The following is a 22709-nucleotide window of genomic DNA, read 5'->3' on the forward strand; positions in this document are numbered from 1 at the left end:
GTCCACGAATTTCGGGAAAAATTAGACATTAAAAAAGGCCCTCATGAATGAAAGCCTGTATTTTAATCTTTTATATTAGATTTAAATTTTTTCTGATAATCTTCCCACTGTTCTCTGGAACGGATTTTTTTAAAGAAATCCTTTGAGATAAAATCCAGATAAGGTTCCAGCTCTTTTGCAGACAGTTCTCCCTGAAGGATGGTAATCGGACCTCCTTTTTCATCCAGAAAAACCGTGCTCGGGACTGCTCCTACATTCATATACTGGGTGAATTCATGTAAAGAATTACGGCCTTTTTTATGTTCTGTATTGTGATTTGAAAATTTTCTTCCAAAAATTTCAACAGTATTTTTTTCTTCTGCATTAAATTTTACGGGATAATAATTCTGATTTAGAATTTCAGCGATCACCGGATGCCCATATGTTTTCTTATCCATTATTTTGCACGGGCCGCACCAGTCTGCATAAAAATCGATCAGTATTTTTTTAGGGTTTTGCTTTTGGGCTTTTAAAGCTTCTTCAATGGTCATCCATTTTACCTGGGCAAAACTTAATGTGAACAGAAAAAGAAAAAGTATGCTTATAATTTTTTTCATGATTTGATATTTAAGTAAAAATAAGCATAATTACTCATGCCTATTTTACATCCTGCATTAATTTTTTCACAAACGGAGAGATTAAAATTAATACAACTCCGGCAATTACAGCATATAATCCCAATTGCTTATATCCATCGGTATAAGTGATAAAAGCATCATAATTAGTAGATCCTTTTTCAGCAGTTGCAAGCCCTGCTCCGATGATCCCTGCGACATATTGCCCGTAAGCTGAGGCTAAAAACCACATTCCCATCATCATTCCTTGTAGATTTTTGGTTGAAAGCTTTGTCATGATCGATAAGCCTATGGGTGACAGGCATAATTCTCCTAAGGTGATGATCAGCAAAGCAATTGTAAAGAAGTTGAGTGAGGTAATTCCGGCTGCATTAACAAACAGCCTTGTGGCGAATAAAACATAATATCCCAGTCCTAAAAAAATGAATCCGAGGCCAAACTTAATAATAGTATTGGGTTCTATCTTTCTTTTATTCAGCCAGATCCAGAGCAGCCCGATTAACGGGGCCAGAAAAATGATAAAAAAGGCACCTCCTGAGTTATTGACCCCATTCGGATCCAGGCCAAGAAGGTCTTTATTTAAATTTTTAGCAGCAAAAATACTTAATGAACCTCCGCTTTGTTCATAAATTCCCCAGAACAGAATGGAGAAAAGGATAAAAACCAGTGCAGCCCAAAGCTTTTTGCGTTCCGCAGGTGTTACTTTGGTCATTTCGTAAAATAAATAGATCAGTGTCAAGGGCCCGATGGTCCACATGAAATAATCGGTGTATTCCGTTTTTGCAACCATAACCATAATAACCGGCACAAAAATCAATGATAATACATATACACCGTATTCTATCCATTTCGGAATAGGTGAGGATTTTACCTCATGGTCCGGGTGTCCCGGCTGAAGTCCGATGGTGCCTAAACTTCGTTGGGTAAAAACAAAATTGACCAGACTGATGACCATGACAATGGCTGCCAGTCCAAACGCTACATTCCACCTCATATTCTCAGAAATGATTTTGCTGAAAATTTCCCCTTTTCCAATGGCAATACATAGGTATCCGCCAAGCAGCGCTCCCAGGTTGATTCCTGCATAGAACAATGAAAAACCCGCATCAGCTCTTGAATCATTAGGTTTGTAAAGCTGCCCGACCATTGATGAAATATTAGGCTTAAAGAAACCCGTTCCTACAACAGTAAATGCAATTCCCAGAAAAAAGAATTTGTGCGGATCTGCTGCCAGAATCAGACTTCCGACAATCATTAAAAGTCCGCCCCAGAAAAGAGACTTTCTGAATCCCAGAATTTTATCGGCAAAAAGACCGCCAATAAAAGTAAAAGCATACACGAAGGCCTGTGTCGCTCCGTATTGTAGATTGGCTTCTTTCTCATGGAAATTAAGTTGAGAAATCATAAAGAAAACCAACATTCCTCTCATTCCGTAGAAACAGAAGCGTTCCCACATTTCAGAGAAGAAAAGGCTCCAGATCTGTTTAGGATATTTCCCTTTGAAATTTTGTATTTCGTCCAGCGTTAAGCTCATAATTGCGTTATAATTATTTAGTTTGAATTGTTAGTATTTTCCTGATTGAGCTCGAAACGTATTTTGTCCTGATCAATAATATGTTTTAATTCTTCTTCTTTCGGAAGGTACAATAGATACTTGCTTGCAAAAAGATTGTTTTTATCGTTTAAAACAGAATATTTTACAATGGTTTCGTCTTTCTCCGAACAAAGTAAAATCCCTATGGTCGGATTATCTCCTTCGCCCCGTTTCAGATCATGGTACATTCTTACATACATATCGATCTGTCCGATATCCTGATGGGATAGTTCGCCTGTTTTTAAATCAATAATAACGAAACACTTTAAAATATAATTGTAAAAGACCAGGTCAATGTAGAAATCCGAAGTGTCTGTAGAGATATGTTGCTGCCTGGCCACAAAAGCGAACCCTTTGCCGGATTCCAATAAAATTTTTTGAATATGATCTATGATTGCAGTTTCAATGTCTTTCTCCGAAATTTTTTCATCAGGCTTCAAGCCCAGAAATTCAAAAATATAAGGATTTTTTAAAATGCTGTGAATACTTTCAGCGGGAGATTTTTTATGCTCTAAAACCCTTTCGTAGGCAAGGGAATTGATCTGTCTTTTGAGATCTGTGTAGTTCCAGTTGTTTTGCACAGATTCGTTGAGATAATAATTCATTTTATCTGAATTATTTAACCTTATCAGCAATCTGTAGTGCGTCCAGCTTAATTCGTGACGCAATGCGTCACATATCGGAGATGAATGATAGAAAGTCCTCATATTTCTAAGGTTACTTTCATCAAATCCTTTTCCGAACTCAAGAGTCAGCTTTTTAGAAAGGTTTTTTAAAGTATATTTTCCGTATTCTGCGCGTTCTTTTCCTTTCTGTTTGTCTTCCACAATAAGTTTCCCGATCTGCCAGTACGTAAGCAGCAGGGTAGAGTTTGCAATCCGGAATACCTTTTCGCGCGATTGGGTAATAATCTCTTTTACCGACTGAAATAAAGAATCTTCGGAAACTTCCATCATACGAAAATAAAAAAAACCTCTGACTTGGCAGAGGTTTTCAGTATATTTTATTGATATCAGTTAGTTGACACCATGCATCATTTTCTTTAAGAATGGTGAAATTAAAGCCAGAATAACTGCTGCAATACCACAAAGCACTACGAATACCATAAAGAACTCGAAAAGATTGTGAATTTCAAATCCTGCAAAAGTCGGGTTCTGTAAAGGTAACTGAGCCTTTTCAAAAGCAGCCACCTGAGCTGCATTTAAGGTTACTTTTTTATCTAACACATCCTGAAGATTTACTCCGATCTCCTGTGCCTTAGAAAACTTGTCACCGGTAGCCGGAATCAATGCTCCCAATGAACCTGCCAGCGCATATCCTGCTGCATTGGAAATAAAGAACACTCCGTATAGCAATGAAGCAAATCTCTTAGGAGCCAATTTTCCTACTAATGACAAACCGATTGGAGACAAACATAGCTCACCACAAGTCTGGATGAAATATAGTAACATCAGCCATTTGATTGCCAATAATCCTGAGTTTCCAAGATCTTTTACATTGTGAGCAATGATAAAGTAGCTTAAAGCGATCAGCGCAAGACCCATAGCCTGCTTCATCGGGGAAACCGGTTCTTTGCCTTTTGCTCTTAATTTATCCCAGCATAAACTGAAAGGTACTGCTAACAATACAACAAAAATTCCGTTGAAGATTTGTACCATTGAAGGCGGCATGTTCCATCCGAAAATATTTCTGTCTGTCTGGTTGTCCGCAATAAATGTCAATGAAGATCCCGCCTGCTCAAAAGCAGCCCAGAAAAAGATAATAAAGAATGATACGATATAAATTACCCAGATTCTGTGTCTTTCTATTTTATTTTCTGCAGAACTCATGATGAGGAAAGCCAAAGAAATACCCGCTGCGTAAATGAAAGGATAAATGATTCCTTTGATCAACTGTCCCATTTCCACGGCTTTGAAACCGAATTCTCCTACCAGTAAATATCTGAAAACGAAAAATAGAACAACAAATATAAACCCTGTAATTCCTAAAGACTGTCCTGAGAATTTTGCGGTTTGGGTTTCTCCTTCTTCAAAATCTGCACTTGTATTGTTTTTCGGCAACCCTCCGATAGGTCTGCCTTCTGGAGTGACTACATATTTATTTTTAAGAATAAAGAACGTAACGGTTCCGATCACCATAGCAATGGATGCTGCAAGGAATCCCCACTTGAAAGCGAAAATATCTCTTACGCCTGTAGCTGCGTCCTTCACGTCTCCAACATATGGGCAAATGAACTGGCCCAGGAAAGCTCCGATGTTAATCCCCATATAGAAAATGGTGAATGCAGAGTCTAATTTTGATTTTTCCTGTTTAGGATAAAGACTTCCTACCATGGAAGAAATATTCGGTTTGAAGAATCCGTTACCAAAGATAATAACGAACAGGGCAAGCCACATAATCATTTTGGCACTGTCTAAACTCCCTGAAAAAGTTGAAGCACTGATGAAAAGCAGAAACTGGCCGATGGCCATTAAAGACCCACCGATCAGAATGGCATTTCTGTTACCGATATATTTATCAGCAATGAATCCTCCCAAAAGAGGAGTAAGATAACATAAAGCTAAAAATCCGCCATAGATAATTGCTGCATCAGCCTCCTTTATCAATAAAGAATTTACCATAAAGAGCGTTAAAAGTGCTCTCATCCCATAAAAGTTGAAACGCTCCCACATTTCTGTTCCGAAAAGAACCCATAATCCTTTCGGATGTCTGGAACCCTTATTCTCTACAAATTCATCCTGCTTCGGACTTAATGCTTCAGTATTATCCATTTTTATTGTTAATTTTTGTTAAGACTGACAAATATAGTTTTTTTTGTGTTTTCGGCAAGGTTTAATTTTATATTTAAATAAAAAAGCTGCAGAACGTTGCTGCAGCCTGATATTCTCTATTTATGATAATTTAATGTCCTTTTTCTTTCATTATTTTATTCAGCCTTTTTAACATGGATAAACCTAACAATGTAGCAAATATCAACAGCGCAAAATTCACCAGGAAATAATTCATCTTGTTGTCATAGCTGTACCACGTACTGGCCAGGATTCCTGAAAGTTTGTTTCCTACAGAATTGGCAAGGAAGAAACCTCCCATCATTAAAGCGGTAATCCTTGCAGGAGAAAGCTTTGAAACGAATGAAAGCCCCATTGGCGAAAGGCAGAGTTCACCGACTGTGATAACTCCGTAACTTGCAATCAGCCACCATGGTGACACTTTTACCGAACCATTGTCTCCTGCCCAAACGGCTAATACCATAACCAGGCACGAGAGTGCTGAAATAAACAATCCCAATACGATCTTTGTAGGCGTTAGAGGTTCTTTTCCCTTTCTTCGCAATAAAGCCCAGAACCCTACAACGACAGGTGTAAGGACAATCACCCAAAACGGATTGATCGACTGAAACAGTTCTGTATTATAGAGATATAACCTGCTTTCAGGGTCCGCTTCCAATTTAGCTTTTTGTTCTGCAGAAATGTTTTTGAAATAAATATCTTTTCCGGTCGTTTTTATGGCTTTTCCATCCTTGTCTTTCTGAGACTGATACTGATCGTCATACACAGGGACTTCCTTATCTGCATAGCTTTTCCCATCCACCATATAAATCTTCTCCAAAGGTTTTTCCATGGCAGCAGGAACACTTCTGTCGGTGTAATAATTGGCCCAGCGCGTCAGTGCCGTTCCGTTTTGTTTGAAAACTGCCCAGAAGAACATGCTGATCAGAAATACCGATAGCAATGCTCCGATGGATGCTTTTTCAGCAGGCTTGGCTTTGAAATATAACGAAGCATAGAAATAAATAACAGGCACACAGGCGAAAATAAAAGCATCCGTACTGTCACTCCCGAAAATGTTTCCCGGAACCATCCAACCGATTACTCCCGCAATAATTGCAGGGACAAAAACTTTAAGCATGATTTCAGAAAGCTTGGTATCTCCTTCCTGTACAGGCTTCATTTGTGCGGCGTGGATATAATACTTCCGGCCGATCGTAAAAATGACCAAGCCTATCAGCATCCCGACTCCTGCTGTGATAAAGGCTTCGCCCCAGCCGAATTTATTCCGCATAAAAGCAGCAATAATATTGCAGATGAAAGCTCCGATATTAATTCCCATGTAAAAAATATTATACCCGGAATCTTTATTGGCTTTGTAAGGTTCTTCTGAATATAAGTTTCCTAAAAGGGTAGAAATCGTAGGTTTAAAGAAACCGTTTCCAATAATAATTAAAGCCAACGAAGAATAAAATAGGGGAAGGTCTTTAAAAACGCCCATCCCGATATATCCCGCCGCCATTAAAATGCCGCCTAAATAAATTGATTTGATGTAGCCCAGCACCCTGTCAGCCAAAAAACCACCGATAAATGGAGTAAGATAAGTCAGGGCAATATAAGTCCCGAAAATATCATCTGCCGTTTTATCGGGAAGCCCGAGACCGCCTTTCATACCGGTAGGCTCAATAACGTACAAAACGAAAATTCCGAGAATTAAATAGTATCCGAAACGTTCCCACATTTCAGTAAAGAAGAGAAAAGGCAACCCTTTAGGATGTTTGGTCTTCATAGTTTCAAATTTCAAATTTCACAAATATAAAATTTTAAAAGTAATAATTGAATTTTATTATTGTGAACACAATGAAGACTCTCTCTGTCCATTAAATAATCAAAATCCGGAACTTACCTGTAAGATCCGGATTTTTGATTATTCAGATTTGTGTACTATAAATTCTCCAAAATAAAATCGGTCATTTTCTGATACAGCTGCGGTCTTGTCTGCCCGCCGTAAATTCCGTGGTTTTTATCAGGATAGGCCATGAATTCAAACTGCTTCTTGTTCTGAATCAAAGCTTCTGAAAATTCCATGGAATTCTGAAAGTGTACGTTGTCATCGGCCGTTCCGTGAATCAATAAGAACTTTCCTTTCAGTAGATTCGCATATTCCGTTGGTGAGTTCTTATCATATCCGTCAGGATTTTCCTGTGGAGTTCTTAAAAATCTTTCAGTGTATACTGAATCATAATATCTCCAGTTGGTTACCGGCGCTACAGCGATTCCTGCCTTGAAAACATCAGCACCTTTGGTCATGGCCAGACTTGTCATGTATCCGCCAAAGCTCCATCCGAACATTCCGATTCTTGATTTATCGATGTATGACTGATTTCCAAGCCATTTGGCTGCGGCAATCTGATCTTCAATTTCATATTTTCCTAAATTCATGTAGGTCACTTTCTTGAATTTACTGCCCTTATAACCTGTTCCTCTTCCATCCACACAAGCGACAATATATCCTTTCTGTACCAAATGGTTGAACCATAGCGCATTTCCGGTGTCCCATGAATTTGAGACCTGCTGGGATCCCGGTCCTGAATACTGGTACATAAACAACGGGTATTTTTTGCTCTTGTCAAAGTTTTTAGGCTTCATAATCCAGGCATTCATCTGATCGCCGGCTTCATTGGGAATGGTTATGAATTCTTTCTCAATAAAATTGTCTGCCTTTAATTTCTGAAGCTGATCATTGTTATTCTGAAGCTCTTTTACCACTTTACCGTTTCCATCTTTTAAAACGAAAGTGTAAGGCTTGGAGGCGGTAGAAGATGTCTCAATAAAATAATTGTAATTTTTGCTGAAGTTTGCAGAATTATTTCCGTCAGCATTTGAAATCAGCTGTGCTTTTCCATTCTCGATATTGATTTTGGAAATCACTTTATTAATGCTTCCTTTTTCTGTAGTCTGCACATAAATTTCCCTGGACTTCGGATTGAATCCATAATAATCGGTTACTTCCCAGTTGCCTTTCGTTACCTGTTTCTTTAGCTTTCCATCCTGGTTATACCAGTATAAATGACGGTTTCCGTCTCTTTCGGATCCCCAAAGGAAACTGTTGTCCTCAAGAAATTCTAGAGTAACATTATCCGTGTCTACCCATTTTTCGTCCGTTTCTGTAAATAATTTTTTTATTTCTCCGGTTTTTGTATTGACTTTTAATACATCTGACGCATTTTGAATCCTTTGAGAAGTGATAAGAACCATCTCATCCGGTTTTGCAGTTTGCATCACGTTAGGAATATAATAATTTTTGAAACTGTCAAGATTTACTCTGGTCTTTTTATCACCATCCAAAAGATAGATGTGCGCAGAAACTACAGAGTTTTTTTCTCCTGCTTTCGGATATTTATAACGCATTTCACTTGGGTAAAGCGTTTTTCCGTAGATGGGAATATAGATTTCAGGAACTTCACTTTCATCGGATCTTACAAAAACAATGGCATTGGAATTTTTCGTCCAGTCGTACAGTCTTGCATGCCCGAATTCTTCTTCATATACCCAATCGGCCAAACCGTTAATAACTGAATTTTTTTTACCGTCATTTGTGATTTGGGTAATTTTCCCGGAGTCAAGGTTCTGATAAAATAAATTATTGTCGGCAATAAAAGCCACTTTGGTTCCGTCAGGCGAAAATCTCGGTTCCTGTATAAATTTGCCATCATTTAAAGCAATGGTTTTGCCTGATTTTAAATCTTTAACTTCAAATTTTCCTAAAAATGAATGCCTGTAAATCGGCTGACTTTCTTTCAACAGAAGAATTTTAGACTCATCATCAGAAAATTCATAGCTCTCAAATTGTCCGTCAATAATATTTCCTTCCTTCTGGGAGTTTTTATAAGCATATTTTGCAATACCGCTCTGTTCAATGACAAGATAATTTTCACCGTTTTTCATGGATGTAATTCCGGCAATACCTTTACCACGGTAATAGCCTGAATATATTTTATCTAAAGTAATTTCCTGGGCAGATAATCCCTGAAATATAACAGCTGCAGTAAGTGTTAGTAAGAATTTTTTCATTTCTAATTTTAAAGATCTCAAATATACCAATTTTATTATATGCATAAAAAAGTATCTGAATGAGATATTGGCAGAAAAATTGAATAGTTAAAACATAATCAAATTCAATAATAATTATGGAAATGAATGCATTTGACCAAAAACTGAACCGGTATGAATTAGAAGACCAAATCTTATATACCGGATTTTCCAGCTATGAAGATGCTCAGAAAAATGCTGAAGAAAAAGGCGGAAAACTGGTGGAAGCAGCTTTCAGGGACGGTAACGACAATCCTGCCATTACAAACGAAGCAGGCCTTTTGGATAAAAAACTGCATTATTTTGTAGATGCCGGAGAAGAATACAAATTTATACACTCTTCAGATCCTGCTTTCAAAGATTATGCAGACGAACTTCAGAAGATAAAAGCCAAGCTTCGTGAAGATGCGCCGGATGAGCGCTATATTACCAATTTTGAAATCGAGAATTCAGAAGATCCGATTGTGGTGATTAAAAACGGACATTTTGAATCCGTTACTTCGAGGGAGCGTTCAAAGTATCTGAAAAATGCTAAAGTATACGAAATAGCTGTATCTGTACCAAAATCTTAAAATATATTGATCATGAGCAAGACAAAATATTCAAAAAAGGCTCAGGAAAAAGTAGAAAAGGTCATGGAGGAATTCAAAGAAGGAAAGCTGAAGTCTTCCTCCGGAGATAAAGTGACCAACAGAAAACAGGCAGTAGCCATCGGTATTTCTGAAGCACGCGAAGAAGGGTTAAAAGTCCCTAAGCAGAAAAAGAAAAAAGAGTAGTCATAAAACAGTCCTGAACTAAGTTCAGTACTGTTTTATTTTATAAAGATCACCAGGTTTTTAATCTGATTATCCTTTATGATTGTACAGTGATTCATAATATTCATCCGCCATCCGGTCGCTGTTGAAATGGTCTTTTACATCATTCATAGAATTGTACTGGATTTTTCTCCATCGATCGGGCTGATCATAATAGGTCGGCAGGATTTCATTTTCGAGGAGCTCGTATAACTTATTCAGGTCGTAATTATCCTGTTCGTAAACACTCATGTTTTCGTAATCGCATTTGGGAACCACAAAGGAATTCTCTCCATGCCTGGCAAATTCAGGGATCCATCCGTCATCCGTAGAAAGATTTACCGAACCGTTCATGGCAGCCGTCATTCCTGAAGTCCCTGAGGCTTCTCTCGGTACTCTCGGATTATTAAGCCACAGGTCGGAACCCCGTTTCAGGGATTTGCTCAGAGAAAGCTCATATCCTGTAAGTACCGCCAGGTGCTTATTGTTTTTGCTTTCTTCTACCAGGGAATTGAAAGTGGAAATTGCCGAATAGTCCATCGGATAGGGTTTTCCCGCCCAGATCATCTGTATAGGATATTTTGGATGATTCAGTAATTTATAAAACCGGTTCTTATCATGCAGAAGCAGATCGGCGCGTTTATATCCGGCAAACCTTCTGGCCCAGACGATGGTGAAAATATTCGGATCGAATAAATTTCCGGTCTGGTCTGCTACAATCTTAAAAAGTTTCTTCTTCAAATGCTTTTTACGGACGTCGAAAGCCGTTTGATCGTTTTCATCTTTCGCATTATACAAAGGACCATCTGCCCAGTACTTAAATTCCTGAGCATTGGTGATAGAGGTAATTTTACAGATCCCATCATATTTGCTCCACATTGATCTTGAAACATCCCCGTGAAGCTGTGAAACTCCGTTTGCGATTTTGGCCATCTTCAAAGCACAGAGTGAGTGGTTAAAACGGTCATCGTCCGAACCTTCAATACGTTTTACTTCCTCCATGCTCAATCCTGAAAAATAAGACATATCATAGCAGAGTTTCAGGTTATGTTTCTCATTACCTGCTTCTTCCGGAGTGTGGGTAGTGAAAACAAGTTTTTCTTTAACCCGGTTCAGGTCTCCATTATATTTTTTCAGCAAATGAAAAGCCGCTGGAAGTCCATGGGCCTCGTTTAAATGATAAATATCCCTTTCCATATTCATTTCATCGAGCAGCTGGGCTCCTCCTTTTCCAAGAAGGATATACTGTGCCAGCTTGGTAGCTTCATTGGCATCATAGAGACGATGACAAATAGTCTTTGATACATGATCATTTTCAGGCACATCTGTTGACAGAAAAAACATGGGAGCTGTATTAAAGATTTCCGGATCAAGATACCAGACTTTGACCCAAACCAGAGCGCTGTGGATTTCGATCTGAAACTTAATGCCTGTATCCTCAAGAAAGCTGTACATTTTCTTCGTCCAGACAGGTTGCAGGGTCTGATCATGGTTCCTGGCCTGATCATAGTATCCGAACTTCCAGAGAATCCCTATTCCGACAAGATCCTGTTTAAGATTGTATGCACTTCTCATATGAGATCCTGCTAAAAATCCAAGACCTCCCGAATATATTTTCAGAACCTGTTCAATCGCAAATTCCATTGAGAAATAGGCTGCTTTTTTAGAATATTTAGGATTAATGGTAAAAGGCATTTTAAAGTTCTTAAAATCCATAAAGACATTTTTATATTTATTATAAAGATATTAAATATGGAATCAAACTCTATGTTAATTATTCAATAAATTATTCGTAAAGGCCGTTATGTGGTATTTTTTTGATTACCTTTAAATGTAAATTTTTAATAATCAAAACTTCATGACGTGAAACTTGGAGTTATATGTATTCTGTAATCATTAAAGGAAGCATATGAAAAAAGCATTTTCTGATGAGGATTTAATTAAAAATCTAAGTTTATATTATCTGAACCGGTATCTTAAAAAGAAACCGATTGAAAAATATCACCGTACCATAGATGAATCCAGGCTTCACGACCGTGAAAAATACAGAAAAAAAGCGGAAATTCTTCTTCTCAATTCCTTCATGCATCATTTTCCTGAAGTTAAGTTTGAAAATTTAACCTGTGAAAGCCCGGACTTCATTGCTCAATTTGACAATAAAAAGATTGGGATTGAATTAACGGAAGTTATCAATCATATGGAAATGAAAAAGGTGGAAAGCAGCCTGAACAAAATATTTCGTCAGGCTGAAATCATATTGGAACAGGAAGACACTACGAAATATCGTGGTGTTTATTTTTTAGAATTCCATCCGGATATACAATGGGCCAGTTTAGAAAATCAAAATGAGATCATCTTAAATATTTGTAAAAGCATCAAAAAAGGAAAACCTGTCGGTGGTGTAAAGAACATCAGGAAATCAGGCCACCGCAGAAATGTTTTCATAACCCATGAATATAATATGAATCTGTTTGACGGGCTTTGCTCTGAAAAAATCGTACAGCTGATTAATAAAAAAAATGAGAAATTTCCCTATTACGATACCACGGTTGACGAATGCTGGCTGGTCATTGTTTCCGATATGAATTCCATTGCTTCACGGTATACTTTTATTCAGAATAAGGAGCATTTGCAACAGGTGAAAAGTCCTTTTCATAAAATTTTACACCTTGAGAATCTTTGCGGAAATATAACAAGTATAAAGTGATTTATTGTATAAATCTCATTGATTTGTATTTTTTAATAAATTAATATTATTAAAAATGTGATTATTGATGTGGAATGTTTATATTTGATAAACACAAAGTTACCTCGACTAATCACCATCAAATTGCAAAATATGAAGAAATATCTATTCTTTTTTTTTCTGCTCATATCACGAATCCTTTTTTCTCAGGCAGATTGTTCGACGGCCCTTGCCGTATGTGGAAACTCTAACATTACTTATTCGCCGTCGGGAATTGGTGCGGTGAATGAGAGCTTAGGAGGCTGTTTAATAACAGGTGAGCATAATTCGATCTGGTATAAAATCACGATTGCTACAGGCGGAACACTTACTTTCGATTTGGTTCCAGGAGATCCGGATGCCGATTATGACTGGGCAGTTTACGGGCCTAATGTTTCTTGCGGAAGTCTTGGAGCGGCTATACGCTGCAATGCGGCTACCGTGATCGGAGTAGGCGCTTCTACCGGGCTGAATATGACGAGCACCATTACCAGTGCGGCTGGAGGATCGCTTACTCCATACTGTAAATATCTGGATGTTTTACCAGGGCAGACCTACTATCTGTATATTGATAACTGGGTCGATGTATTTAATCCGACGCTGGCTCCTTTTTCTTTAACCTGGGGCGGTACCGCTACTTTGGCATCTCCATTTACCAATCCTGCTATTCAGACGCAGCCGTTCAGCCCGCCGGGCATCCCTGCTGTCAACCCTGCAGACCCGAGGGAAATCGTTATATGTCAGAATCCTGCTATTTTTGATTTCAATACATTATCGTCAGGAATTCTGAACGGAAATATCAATTTCACCATCAGCTATCACACTTCTCAAAATGATGCCCTTTCAGGAGCAAATCCTATATTTACACCACAAACAGTGAATATGACATCTGTTTATTATTACAGCATCCATTATGAGGATCCTGTCAACCCGAATAATCCGCTTAATTCCTGCAGGCAGGTTGGAGCATTCAAATTTAAACAGGGAAATATTACGGGGAATAATGTAAATCTGTTCAGCTGTAATAATAACAATTCGGGCTTAGGAACATTTGATCTTACTTCCGCAGCTGTATTCGGAGATCCGACAGCCATCAAAAAATATTATCATACTGTGACTGATCTCAATGCAGGAATTAATGAAATTACCAATACTACAAATTTTACGTCTGCAGAAGGTACTATTTATGTAAAAATTATTTCACAGTACGGATGTACGGCAACAGCAGTCATTTCTCTGAAATTTTATCCGGTAGTAGTAGTGACTGAAGCCAGTTTAAGAGCCTGCTTTATAGAATCAAATCCTTCAACGGGATTATTTAATTTAACCACTTCTGCAGTAACTACACAGACAAGCACTAAAAAGTATTATCCTTCTTTAACGGATGCTCAAAACGGGACCAACGAAATCCTCAACCCGACCGCTTATATATCGCCAAGCGGAGTGATTTTTATAAAAGTCATTGGCGGAAACAGCTGTTTTTCCATAGCAAAAGTTAATCTATTGGTGTTGCCACCGGTGTATTCAAATATTCTGCAGGATAAAATTATCTGTATAGAAGATCAGACGACACTCGATGCAGGTCCGGGCTTTACCGCGTATGAATGGAGTACCGGTGCCACTACTCAAGCCATCAGTAATGTTGGAGTCGGAACCTATTGGGTAAAATTGAAGACAGGTGAATGCATTAGCCGGCAGGCAGTGAAGGTATATGCTTCTGAGCAGCCTGTAATTTCAGAGGTTGATATTGCCAATAGTACAGTTACAGTACATGTTACAGGCGGAAGTCCTACATATCAATATTCGATGGATGGCATTAACTGGCAGGATTCTAATATATTTACCAATGTTACCAGAGGAGATCATCATATTATGATAAAAGACTCTTACAACTGTGCACCTATCGATATTACCATTGTAGTTCCGAATCTGGTTAATGTGATTACGCCAAACGGAGATGGGATAAATGATGTTATTGACTATTCTGCATTAGGAAACAAACAGAATCTGGTATTCAATATTTTTGACAGATACGGAGATAAGATATTCGAGGCCAATAAATCTAATGCCTACAAATGGGATGGAACAGTTGCTGGTAAAAAAGTTCCTACAGGTACATATTGGTATTCCGTAACATGGAATGAAAACGATAAAAAGAACACACTGTTTAAATACTCCGGATGGGTAATGGTAAAAAACAGAGATTAAAATTTATAATGAAAGCCATCTTGAAAGAGATGGCTTTTTAGTTGAATATCTTTGTGTCCTTAAAATAATCGGAAAGATAAATAATCTGTCCGCTTTTTGAAAATTCAATGATTGTACAGATTTCGTTTTCATATCTTTCATTTCCAGGCAGGTTTCCATAAGAATTGGTCTGATAAAAATACTTATCGTTTCCTAAAGAAAAAATTTCGGAAACACGCCATTCAATCTTTTCATAACGTCTGAAAATCGCCCTGAATAAAGCCAGAATTCTATTTTTACCCGAGATTTCTCTGGAAGGTGGAATCCATATGACACTTTCATCAGTAAACCATTTTTCAAGATGTTCCGTACTTAAAGAATTTAGATCTTTCATAAAATGGGTGATTTTACAATTCATATCTTCCGTTTATGATATATACGTGAAAAATCTTAACTTGGTTTTATATTTATTCTATGAAAGATTTATTTATCAAACGTTTTGAATATTATAAAACTTTAGGTGATCGCACATTTAAACAGCTTTCTGGTGAGCAGATATTCTGGGCATTTAACGAAGAAAGCAATTCAATAGCTGTTATTGTTAAACACATAACAGGAAATATGCTGTCCCGATGGACAAATTTTCTTACGGAAGACGGGGAAAAGCCATGGCGGGGCCGTGACGGAGAATTTATCAATACTTTTACAACAAAGCAAGATATGCTGGAGTACTGGGAGAAAGGCTGGGAATGTCTTTTCAGTGCTTTGGACCAGATTAATGATCAAAACCTGTATTCAACGATTTATATAAGGGGTGAGGCACATTCCGTAATCGATGCGGTTTTCCGCCAATTGGCACATTATCCTTATCATATCGGACAGATCGTTTACATTGCAAAAATGATAAAAAATCATGACTGGAAAACACTATCCATTGCAAAAAACAAGTCAGAGCAATTTAATCCAAAATGAAAAATTTTATTATAAACAAACAAAACGGAGCTGTTTCTGAGGAGTTTATAACAAGAAATATAAAAGACTTTCACTCTGCCACTACATATATTGCTGCATTACCGTACAAAAGAAACCCTGATAAAAGTAATGTAAAATGTATTTTTGAAGATTTTGGAGGAACATGCAGTACTAAACATGCAGTCTTACGTAAGCTGGCCATTGAAAGCAAGAAGTACGATGTCAAATTAATTCTCGGCATTTTTAAAATGGATGCTGAATATACCGACAAAATCAGACATACATTGGAAAAGTTTCATTTGAAATATATTCCGGAAGCGCATAATTATCTCAAAATCGGCAGTCAATATTTTGATTTTACCAAAACCAATTCCAGCTACATTCAATTCAAAAATAAGTTATTGATTGAAGTTGAAATTGAATATGATGAAATTGATAGTGAAAAAATTATACTTCATAAAAATTTTCTTAAAGAATGGATTGCCGAAACACATATTCCTTATGATTTAAATGAAATTTGGGATATAAGAGAACAATGCATAAAAGATTTGCAACAAAATGAAGAAATACCGGTTCAGTATTCTTCTCCAATTTGTTTCCTGAACAGCCCAGAGGTAAGAGACGAATTTAAGCCATAGACTGAATCAATTCAGATTTCATATTAAATTATTATCTTTGCACTTACAAAATTCAGAAACAATAAATGTCTCACTTTCATAGAACTGCCGCATTTCATACCCTTGGCTGCAAATTAAATTTTGCGGAAACATCCACTATTGCCCGTCAATTAACAGATGCAGGATATGATAAGGTAAGTTTTGATGAGAAAGCAGATATTTATGTTATCAATACCTGTTCGGTAACGGAAAATGCAGACCGCGAGTGTAAGCTTCACGTGAAAAGAGCCATGAAAGCCAATCCCGAAGGATTGGTAGTCATTGTGGGATGTTATGCCCAACTGAAGCCTGAAGAAATTTCACAGATCGAAGGAGTGGATCTCGTATTAGGGGCCAAAGAAAAATTTAATATTTTAAGTTACCTGGATGATCTGGAAAAATCTGAAAGTGAGGGTGTTGTTCATTCCTGTGAAATTGAAGAAACCGACTTCTTCATCGGAAGTTATTCCATTGGCGACCGTACCAGGGCTTTCCTGAAAGTTCAGGATGGCTGTGACTACAAATGTACGTACTGTACAATTCCTTTGGCAAGAGGGATTTCCCGTTCCGATACCATTCAGAATGTTCTTACCAATGCTAAGGAAATTGCAGGAAAGGATATTAAAGAAATTGTTTTAACAGGCGTGAACATCGGCGATTACGGAAAAGGAGAGTTTGGTAATAAGAGACATGAACATACTTTTCTGGATCTCATTTCAGAGCTTGATAAGGTAGACGGGATCGAAAGAATCCGTGTTTCTTCTATTGAGCCGAATCTTTTAAAAGATGAAAGTATCGAACTGGTTTCCAGAAGCAAAAGCTTTGTTCCTCATTTTCACATTCCGCTGCAATCGGGAAGCGATGAATTGCTTAAAAAAATGAAGCGCCGTTATCTGACACAGCTTTACAAAGACAGGGTAGCTAAAATTCGTGAAGTGATGCCTGATGCAGCAATTGGTGTTGATGTAATCGTAGGATTTCCTGGAGAGACGGAAGAATTGTTTATGGAAACGTATAACTTCCTGAATGAACTTCCGATTACCTATCTTCATGTTTTTACGTATTCCGAAAGAGAAAATACGGAAGCTGCTGAAATGGTTGGCGCAGTACCTGTCCCTGAACGAAAAAGACGCAATAAAATGCTGAGGATTCTTTCTGAAAAAAAGAAAATGGCGTTTTATCAGACTCAAGTTGGTAAAATACTTCCTGTTCTTTGGGAGCATGAAAATAAAGATGGTAAAATGTTTGGTTTTACAGAAAACTATGTAAGAGTTCAGAAAGACTTTGATACCACATGCGTTAACCAGATTGAACTATTAAAATTAGAAAAAATCCTGTCAGATGGCACGGTTTCTGTGCACTCATCCTACGAAAGCTTTTTAGCAAAGGCATAAGCTCTTTGCAAAATTTCTATTACATTTAATTTTAAATCATATTTCTTATGAGAGATAAGTTTTTATCTTGGGGAGCTGTAATTGTTATTATAGCCTGGGCCGTGGCTTTTCTTATAAAAGCCGACTGGTGGATTCCTTTTTTACTGACCATACTATATGCAATCGGAATTTATAATATTACCCAGTCCAAGCATGCTATTTTAAGGAACTTCCCGGTAATCGGATACTTCAGATATTTCTTTGAAAGTATTTCACCTGAGATGCAGCAATATTTTATTGAAAGAGAAACAGACGGAAAGCCGTTTCCAAGAAATCAGCGTTCTGCCGTTTACAGACGTTCAAAAAATTTGAATGATACGGTACCTTTCGGGACGCAGCTGGAAGTTAACCACAGAAAGTACGAAGGAATCAAGCATTCTATTTATGCTAAATCTCCTGTAGAGGAGCTGCCCCGCGTTTGGGTAGGGAATGAACAGTGTACGCAGCCTTATCATGCTTCTTTATTTAATATTTCAGCGATGAGTTTCGGGGCATTGAGTGACAGAGCTCAGATTTCGTTAAACAGAGGGGCGAAAAAAGGAAATTTTTATCACAACACAGGAGAAGGAGGAATTTCACCCCATCACCTGGAAGGTGGTGACCTATGCTGGCAGATTGGAACCGGATATTTTGGCTGCAGGGACGAGGAAGGAAAATTTAACCCTGAATTATTCACGAAATATTCTACAATGTCAAATGTGAAGATGATTGAAATCAAATTATCACAAGGTGCAAAACCTGGTCATGGCGGTGTTTTACCCGGAGTAAAGAATACCCCTGAAATTGCAAAAATCCGTCACGTCACACCGGGAATGACCATTATCTCTCCACCATCACATTCTGCCTTTTCTGATGCTGCGGGATTATTGAGATTTGTACAGCAGCTGAGGGAGCTTTCAGGCGGAAAACCTGTCGGATTTAAGCTTTGTGTTGGGGATACAAAAGAATTTGAAGATATTTGTGTTCAGATGAATGTGCTGAAAATTTATCCGGATTTTATTACGGTTGACGGGGCAGAAGGAGGAACAGGTGCTGCACCGCCTGAATTTTCAGACGGCGTAGGAATGCCTTTGGAACCGGCTCTTATTTTTGTAAACAGAACGCTTACCAATTACACTGTAAGAAATAAGCTGAAGATTATTGCCAGCGGAAAAGTTTTAACAAGCCTTGATATTTTGCGGGCTATTGCTATGGGAGCAGATATGTGTAACAATGCAAGAGGATTTATGTTTTCTTTAGGTTGTATCCAGGCTTTGAGATGTAATAATAACAAATGTCCTACAGGAGTAGCCACACAGGATAAAATGCTGGTCAAAGGGCTTGATGTAACAGATAAGGCGGAAAGAGTATATCATTTTCATAAAAATACACTACACACCTGTAATGAGCTGATCGCTGCAGCGGGAAGAAGTTCTTATGAGGAAGTGGATGCCAGTATGTTTATGAGAGGTGATGAATTTGATCATCTGTCAGATCATTATTTCCCGGATATTTTAGGAAATATAAAACAGAACGCTAAATATTAGTACATAAGAGTCAAAAAAAACCGCTTCAGATTTGAAGCGGTTTGATTTTTTTATTGATCATCACTATGCCGTGGATTGGCTTTATATATTTGAAAGTTAAATACAAAAGAGGTATTTTTTAAAGAATACGTTGAAGAATAAGGGAAATGTGCATCCCTTGCAAAAGCAGCTCTGGATGGTACTATAATTACTCCTTGTAAATTATAAGCATCTCCGTCGTTCATATTTTCAAACCCTTTAAAATATTTTAATCCCTCCTGAAGACCTTCAATTTCATAATAATTTCTTTCTTTACCTGCATCCTTCATTGTTTTATTTTTTACATAGTAAAACATAGGATCTGTAACAGGAGACCCATCACCATTGATTGTATTTATTAAACTTCCCATTGAGGAAAAAGTAACATTTCCATCTGTACTGGTTGCCATATAAGCATTAGCTCTCATCATTGTTCTGATTTGCGTAGCATTATTTCCAGCAGATGAATTAGTCTCTAAAGTTACCCCTGTTGCAGGCTGTGCACCATTTCTTACGATATAGATTACACCTGAAGGAAGTTTTACCGGACTAAGTTCGGAAAGTTTTTTTTCATTATCATCCGCAGCATCCGTAGAGCTGAAGGCTTTTATATTTCCCTGGGCATCCAGATAGTTTTCATCCATATACTTCTGAATGGCCTGGTCATCATATGAATTTCTTACGGCGATATCATCAGGCTCCACAAAAGTTTCAACTTCATCATCCTTTTTACAAGCCGCGAAACATAGAGATCCTGCAAGGATATATAAAAATATTTTTTTCATTTCAAAAAACTTTAATTACTTTACAAATAATATAACGGCAAAAGTATAAAAAAATATGAGAATAGATAAATTTTTATGGAGTATTCGTTTTTATAAGACAAGAACCATTGCTACAGAAGAAATTAAAAAGAACAGAGTGGCTATCGGCGACTCTGTAGTAAAGTCTTCCAAAGAAGTAAAAGAAGGAGATGTCATAAAAATCCGAAAAAATCAGATTGATTACAAAATTAAAGTAATCCAGATCCCAAAAAGCAGGATGGGAGCTAAGCTTGTTCCGCTTCACATTAAAGATGTTACTGATAAAGAGCAATATGAACTACTTAAAATGCGAAAGATGTCTCAGGATTATTACCGAAACCGGGGAGAAGGAAGGCCTACGAAAAAAGACAGAAGGGAAATGGATGATTATGTGGAGAATGATGTAGCATCAGACTTTACGGATTGGGATGACTTTTTCGGGGAAACTGCTGATGATTCTGATAAAAAAGAAGACTAAATTAAATACAATGAAAAGCTCTAAAGATAGAGCTTTTCTACAATTTCATCTACTATATTTTCAGGCTTTCTGTTGTCTGTATTGATGCTAAATTGCGCTTTACCATAAAACGCATTTCTTTCAAAGAGGTGCTTCGCAATGAACTCAGGAAGATCTTCATCTGAAATACGTGCAATCAGTGGCCGTTTTTCCTTTTGTTTGGAAAGTCTTTCCGACAGAGTGCCCACAGAAGCTTTTAGGAAGATACTTTTTGAATTATTATTGATAATTTCCATATTGTTATAATACACAGGTGTTCCGCCTCCCAGGCTTAAAACGATATCTTTTTCCGTGGCCAGGATTTCTTCCAGAGTTTCCCGTTCCAGCTTCCTGAAGTAGAGTTCTCCCTTTTTTTCAAATATTTCAGGAAGGGTTAATTTGTTTCTCTGAAATATCTCTTTATCGAGGTCAATAAATTTAAAATTGAGTTTTTCGCTTAATATTTTGGAAATGTGAGTTTTGCCACTTCCCATGTATCCGACCAGTGAAATTATCATGAATTTTTTTTAAACAAATTTGCAAAAAAGTTTTGAGAAATAAAAAAAAGCTATATCTTTGCACCACTTAAAACAAGGGACATTACTTAATGAAAACTTGATGATAAAGTGACCGACTCGGTAGCTCAGCTGGTAGAGCAATACACTTTTAATGTATGGGTCCTGGGTTCGAATCCCAGCCGGGTCACTAGCAAAAAATTACTGAATTTTGTAATTTATTGCCTGCGTGGTGAAATTGGTAGACACGCCATCTTGAGGGGGTGGTTTCCTAAGGATGTGCTGGTTCGAGTCCAGTCGCAGGCACTGCAAAAAAAAATGATTAAAATGAATTTTCATTTTTAATTGTGGCCGACTCGGTAGCTCAGCTGGTAGAGCAATACACTTTTAATGTATGGGTCCTGGGTTCGAATCCCAGCCGGGTCACAAGTTTACTGAAAAGTAAATTTTTTTCATATTAATATTTTGTGATTTGGTGTTTCAAAGGCTTCCTACAGGAGGCCTTTGATTTTTTAATATATATATATCATTTAAATCAACAAGCGTTACTTAAAAAAGTAACGCCCATGATGTTTAAAATTTTCTTAGAAGATGTATGTTTAATCCAAATGCATATTGTCAATCAACCTTACTCCATCTACAACTACCACAATAAATGCTCTGAAGTTCCTGTCTTTGTAAAAAAAGTCCGTTTCTTTTAAAGTTTTTTCGTCCGCAATTAAAAAATATTCAAGCTGCATCCCTCTTTGATGATCAAAAATATCCTGAACTCTTTCTTTGATTTCAGAGATGGTTATGATTCGGAACCAGTCATTTACCTTGTTTAATGTTTCGTAAATTATTTTAGAGGCTTCTCTTCTGTCCTCATGGAGCCTTTGGTTTCTTGAACTTAGTGCCAGGCCGTTTTCTGCTCTAAAAATAGAAACACCTTTAATTTTAACCGGGATCTTCTTTTTTTCAACCATTTTCTTAATGATGGCTAATTGTTGAAAGTCTTTCTCACCGAAATATGCATTGTCGGGCTTTACCTGTTTGAAAAGCTCCTCCACTACTGTTCCTACGCCATCAAAATGGCCCGGTCTTGATTTTCCTTCCATTTCATTCTCCAGCCCGCCAAAATCATAATGCAGACTCTCTGTTTTTTCAGGATAAATGTCAGTAATTTCCGGTATGTATACTGCGTCCACAAGACCTGATTTTTCAAGAATCAAAATGTCCCTGTTGATGTCTCTTGGGTATTTTTCAAGGTCTTCGGGATTGTTGAACTGTGTCGGATTAACAAAAATTGATGAAACTACAAGATCGTTCTCTTTTCTGGCCTCTTCATATAGGGATAAATGTCCCTGATGAAGCGCACCCATCGTAGGAGCAAAGCCTATCCTTTTGCCCATTTCTTTCTGTCTCTCAATGAAATCCTGAAGAACCTTCTTATTTTTTAGAACTTCCATAGTTTATTTTAATATTAATTCAAAAATAACTAAAAATATCATATAATATCGAGTTGTTTTAATAATTG

20 protein-coding genes and 3 tRNA genes are annotated in these 22709 nt (G+C 37.4%); 12 read left to right on the forward strand and 11 right to left on the reverse strand.

What is annotated here, in order from left to right; genetic code table 11:
• Positions 1 to 62 precede the first annotated feature (62 nt).
• The 6 genes from MKJ01_RS08145 to MKJ01_RS08170 all read right to left on the reverse strand — a co-directional run bounded on the left by MKJ01_RS08145 (position 63) and on the right by MKJ01_RS08170 (position 9050).
• Entirely contained in the window at positions 63 to 596 is a 534-nt protein-coding gene (locus MKJ01_RS08145; protein ID WP_241613286.1) for a thioredoxin fold domain-containing protein, read from the reverse strand.
• 40 nt (positions 597 to 636) lie between these two features.
• Positions 637 to 2148: a peptide MFS transporter gene (locus MKJ01_RS08150; RefSeq protein ID WP_241613289.1), complete on the reverse strand. Its 1512-nt coding sequence runs from the start codon at positions 2146 to 2148 to the stop codon at positions 637 to 639.
• 17 nt (positions 2149 to 2165) lie between these two features.
• Entirely contained in the window at positions 2166 to 3164 is a 999-nt protein-coding gene (locus MKJ01_RS08155) for a YhcG family protein (protein WP_241613290.1), read from the reverse strand.
• A 60-nt stretch (positions 3165 to 3224) separates the two neighbouring features.
• Positions 3225 to 4979 (reverse strand): peptide MFS transporter, encoded by a 1755-nt coding sequence (locus tag MKJ01_RS08160; protein WP_241613291.1) that lies wholly within the window; start codon positions 4977 to 4979, stop codon positions 3225 to 3227.
• A gap of 130 nt (positions 4980 to 5109) precedes the next feature.
• The gene (locus tag MKJ01_RS08165; RefSeq protein ID WP_241613292.1) at positions 5110 to 6765 is read right to left on the reverse strand and encodes a peptide MFS transporter; all 1656 of its coding nucleotides are present in this window, start codon (positions 6763 to 6765) and stop codon (positions 5110 to 5112) included.
• 155 nt (positions 6766 to 6920) lie between these two features.
• A complete protein-coding gene (locus tag MKJ01_RS08170) occupies positions 6921 to 9050 on the reverse strand; it encodes a S9 family peptidase (protein WP_241613293.1) in 2130 nt (709 codons plus the stop codon).
• A gap of 116 nt (positions 9051 to 9166) precedes the next feature.
• On the opposite strand from MKJ01_RS08170, the gene MKJ01_RS08175 reads away from it, so the two are divergent.
• Complete coding sequence (locus MKJ01_RS08175; RefSeq protein WP_241613294.1) at positions 9167 to 9640, forward strand: hypothetical protein; 474 nt, start codon at positions 9167 to 9169, stop codon at positions 9638 to 9640.
• 12 nt (positions 9641 to 9652) lie between these two features.
• A complete protein-coding gene (locus MKJ01_RS08180; RefSeq protein WP_241613295.1) occupies positions 9653 to 9844 on the forward strand; it encodes a DUF6496 domain-containing protein in 192 nt (63 codons plus the stop codon).
• Between the two features lie 69 nt (positions 9845 to 9913).
• Here MKJ01_RS08180 and glgP read toward each other — a convergent pair whose 3' ends face one another.
• Positions 9914 to 11578 (reverse strand): alpha-glucan family phosphorylase, encoded by a 1665-nt coding sequence (gene glgP / locus MKJ01_RS08185; RefSeq protein ID WP_241613296.1) that lies wholly within the window; start codon positions 11576 to 11578, stop codon positions 9914 to 9916.
• 193 nt (positions 11579 to 11771) lie between these two features.
• On the opposite strand from glgP, the gene MKJ01_RS08190 reads away from it, so the two are divergent.
• Together MKJ01_RS08190 and MKJ01_RS08195 are read left to right on the forward strand one after the other, a co-directional pair.
• A complete protein-coding gene (locus tag MKJ01_RS08190; protein ID WP_241613298.1) occupies positions 11772 to 12569 on the forward strand; it encodes a hypothetical protein in 798 nt (265 codons plus the stop codon).
• 132 nt (positions 12570 to 12701) lie between these two features.
• Positions 12702 to 14795, forward strand: coding sequence for a T9SS type B sorting domain-containing protein (locus tag MKJ01_RS08195; RefSeq protein WP_241613300.1), 2094 nt, complete (start codon positions 12702 to 12704; stop codon positions 14793 to 14795).
• A gap of 37 nt (positions 14796 to 14832) precedes the next feature.
• Here the strand turns inward: MKJ01_RS08195 and MKJ01_RS08200 are convergent, their stop codons facing one another.
• Complete coding sequence (locus tag MKJ01_RS08200) at positions 14833 to 15168, reverse strand: nuclear transport factor 2 family protein (protein ID WP_241613301.1); 336 nt, start codon at positions 15166 to 15168, stop codon at positions 14833 to 14835.
• Positions 15169 to 15248: 80 nt separating this feature from the next.
• On the opposite strand from MKJ01_RS08200, the gene MKJ01_RS08205 reads away from it, so the two are divergent.
• The 4 genes from MKJ01_RS08205 to MKJ01_RS08220 all read left to right on the forward strand — a co-directional run bounded on the left by MKJ01_RS08205 (position 15249) and on the right by MKJ01_RS08220 (position 19361).
• Complete coding sequence (locus tag MKJ01_RS08205; RefSeq protein ID WP_241613302.1) at positions 15249 to 15746, forward strand: DUF1572 domain-containing protein; 498 nt, start codon at positions 15249 to 15251, stop codon at positions 15744 to 15746.
• Positions 15743 to 16384, forward strand: coding sequence for a hypothetical protein (locus MKJ01_RS08210; RefSeq protein WP_241613303.1), 642 nt, complete (start codon positions 15743 to 15745; stop codon positions 16382 to 16384). The genes MKJ01_RS08205 and MKJ01_RS08210 overlap by 4 nt, the downstream gene beginning before the upstream one ends.
• A 65-nt stretch (positions 16385 to 16449) precedes the next feature.
• Positions 16450 to 17796 carry a tRNA (N(6)-L-threonylcarbamoyladenosine(37)-C(2))-methylthiotransferase MtaB gene (gene mtaB, locus MKJ01_RS08215; protein ID WP_241613304.1) on the forward strand — a complete coding sequence of 449 codons (1347 nt, stop codon included), beginning with the start codon at positions 16450 to 16452 and terminating at the stop codon, positions 17794 to 17796.
• 47 nt (positions 17797 to 17843) lie between these two features.
• Positions 17844 to 19361: an FMN-binding glutamate synthase family protein gene (locus MKJ01_RS08220; RefSeq protein ID WP_241613305.1), complete on the forward strand. Its 1518-nt coding sequence runs from the start codon at positions 17844 to 17846 to the stop codon at positions 19359 to 19361.
• Between the two features lie 50 nt (positions 19362 to 19411).
• Here MKJ01_RS08220 and MKJ01_RS08225 read toward each other — a convergent pair whose 3' ends face one another.
• A complete protein-coding gene (locus MKJ01_RS08225; RefSeq protein WP_241613306.1) occupies positions 19412 to 20164 on the reverse strand; it encodes a hypothetical protein in 753 nt (250 codons plus the stop codon).
• 55 nt (positions 20165 to 20219) lie between these two features.
• Here MKJ01_RS08225 and MKJ01_RS08230 point away from each other — a divergent pair, with 55 nt between their 5' ends.
• Positions 20220 to 20660, forward strand: a complete 441-nt coding sequence (locus MKJ01_RS08230) for an RNA-binding S4 domain-containing protein (protein WP_241613307.1) — start codon at positions 20220 to 20222, stop codon at positions 20658 to 20660.
• A 20-nt stretch (positions 20661 to 20680) separates the two neighbouring features.
• Here the strand turns inward: MKJ01_RS08230 and MKJ01_RS08235 are convergent, their stop codons facing one another.
• The gene (locus MKJ01_RS08235; RefSeq protein WP_241613308.1) at positions 20681 to 21196 is read right to left on the reverse strand and encodes a shikimate kinase; all 516 of its coding nucleotides are present in this window, start codon (positions 21194 to 21196) and stop codon (positions 20681 to 20683) included.
• 114 nt (positions 21197 to 21310) lie between these two features.
• Between MKJ01_RS08235 and MKJ01_RS08240 the strand changes: the two genes are divergently transcribed.
• From MKJ01_RS08240 to MKJ01_RS08250, 3 genes are all read left to right on the forward strand, one after another.
• Positions 21311 to 21383 (forward strand) — tRNA-Lys (locus MKJ01_RS08240).
• Positions 21384 to 21416: 33 nt separating this feature from the next.
• Positions 21417 to 21499, forward strand: a tRNA-Leu gene (locus tag MKJ01_RS08245).
• A 47-nt stretch (positions 21500 to 21546) separates the two neighbouring features.
• Positions 21547 to 21619 (forward strand) — tRNA-Lys (locus MKJ01_RS08250).
• 173 nt (positions 21620 to 21792) lie between these two features.
• Here the strand turns inward: MKJ01_RS08250 and panC are convergent.
• A complete protein-coding gene (gene panC / locus MKJ01_RS08255) occupies positions 21793 to 22641 on the reverse strand; it encodes a pantoate--beta-alanine ligase (protein WP_241613309.1) in 849 nt (282 codons plus the stop codon).
• Positions 22642 to 22709: the final 68 nt, after the last annotated feature.

It is taken from the genome of Chryseobacterium sp. SSA4.19 (genome assembly GCF_022601875.1).
GTDB lineage: Bacteria > Bacteroidota > Bacteroidia > Flavobacteriales > Weeksellaceae > Chryseobacterium.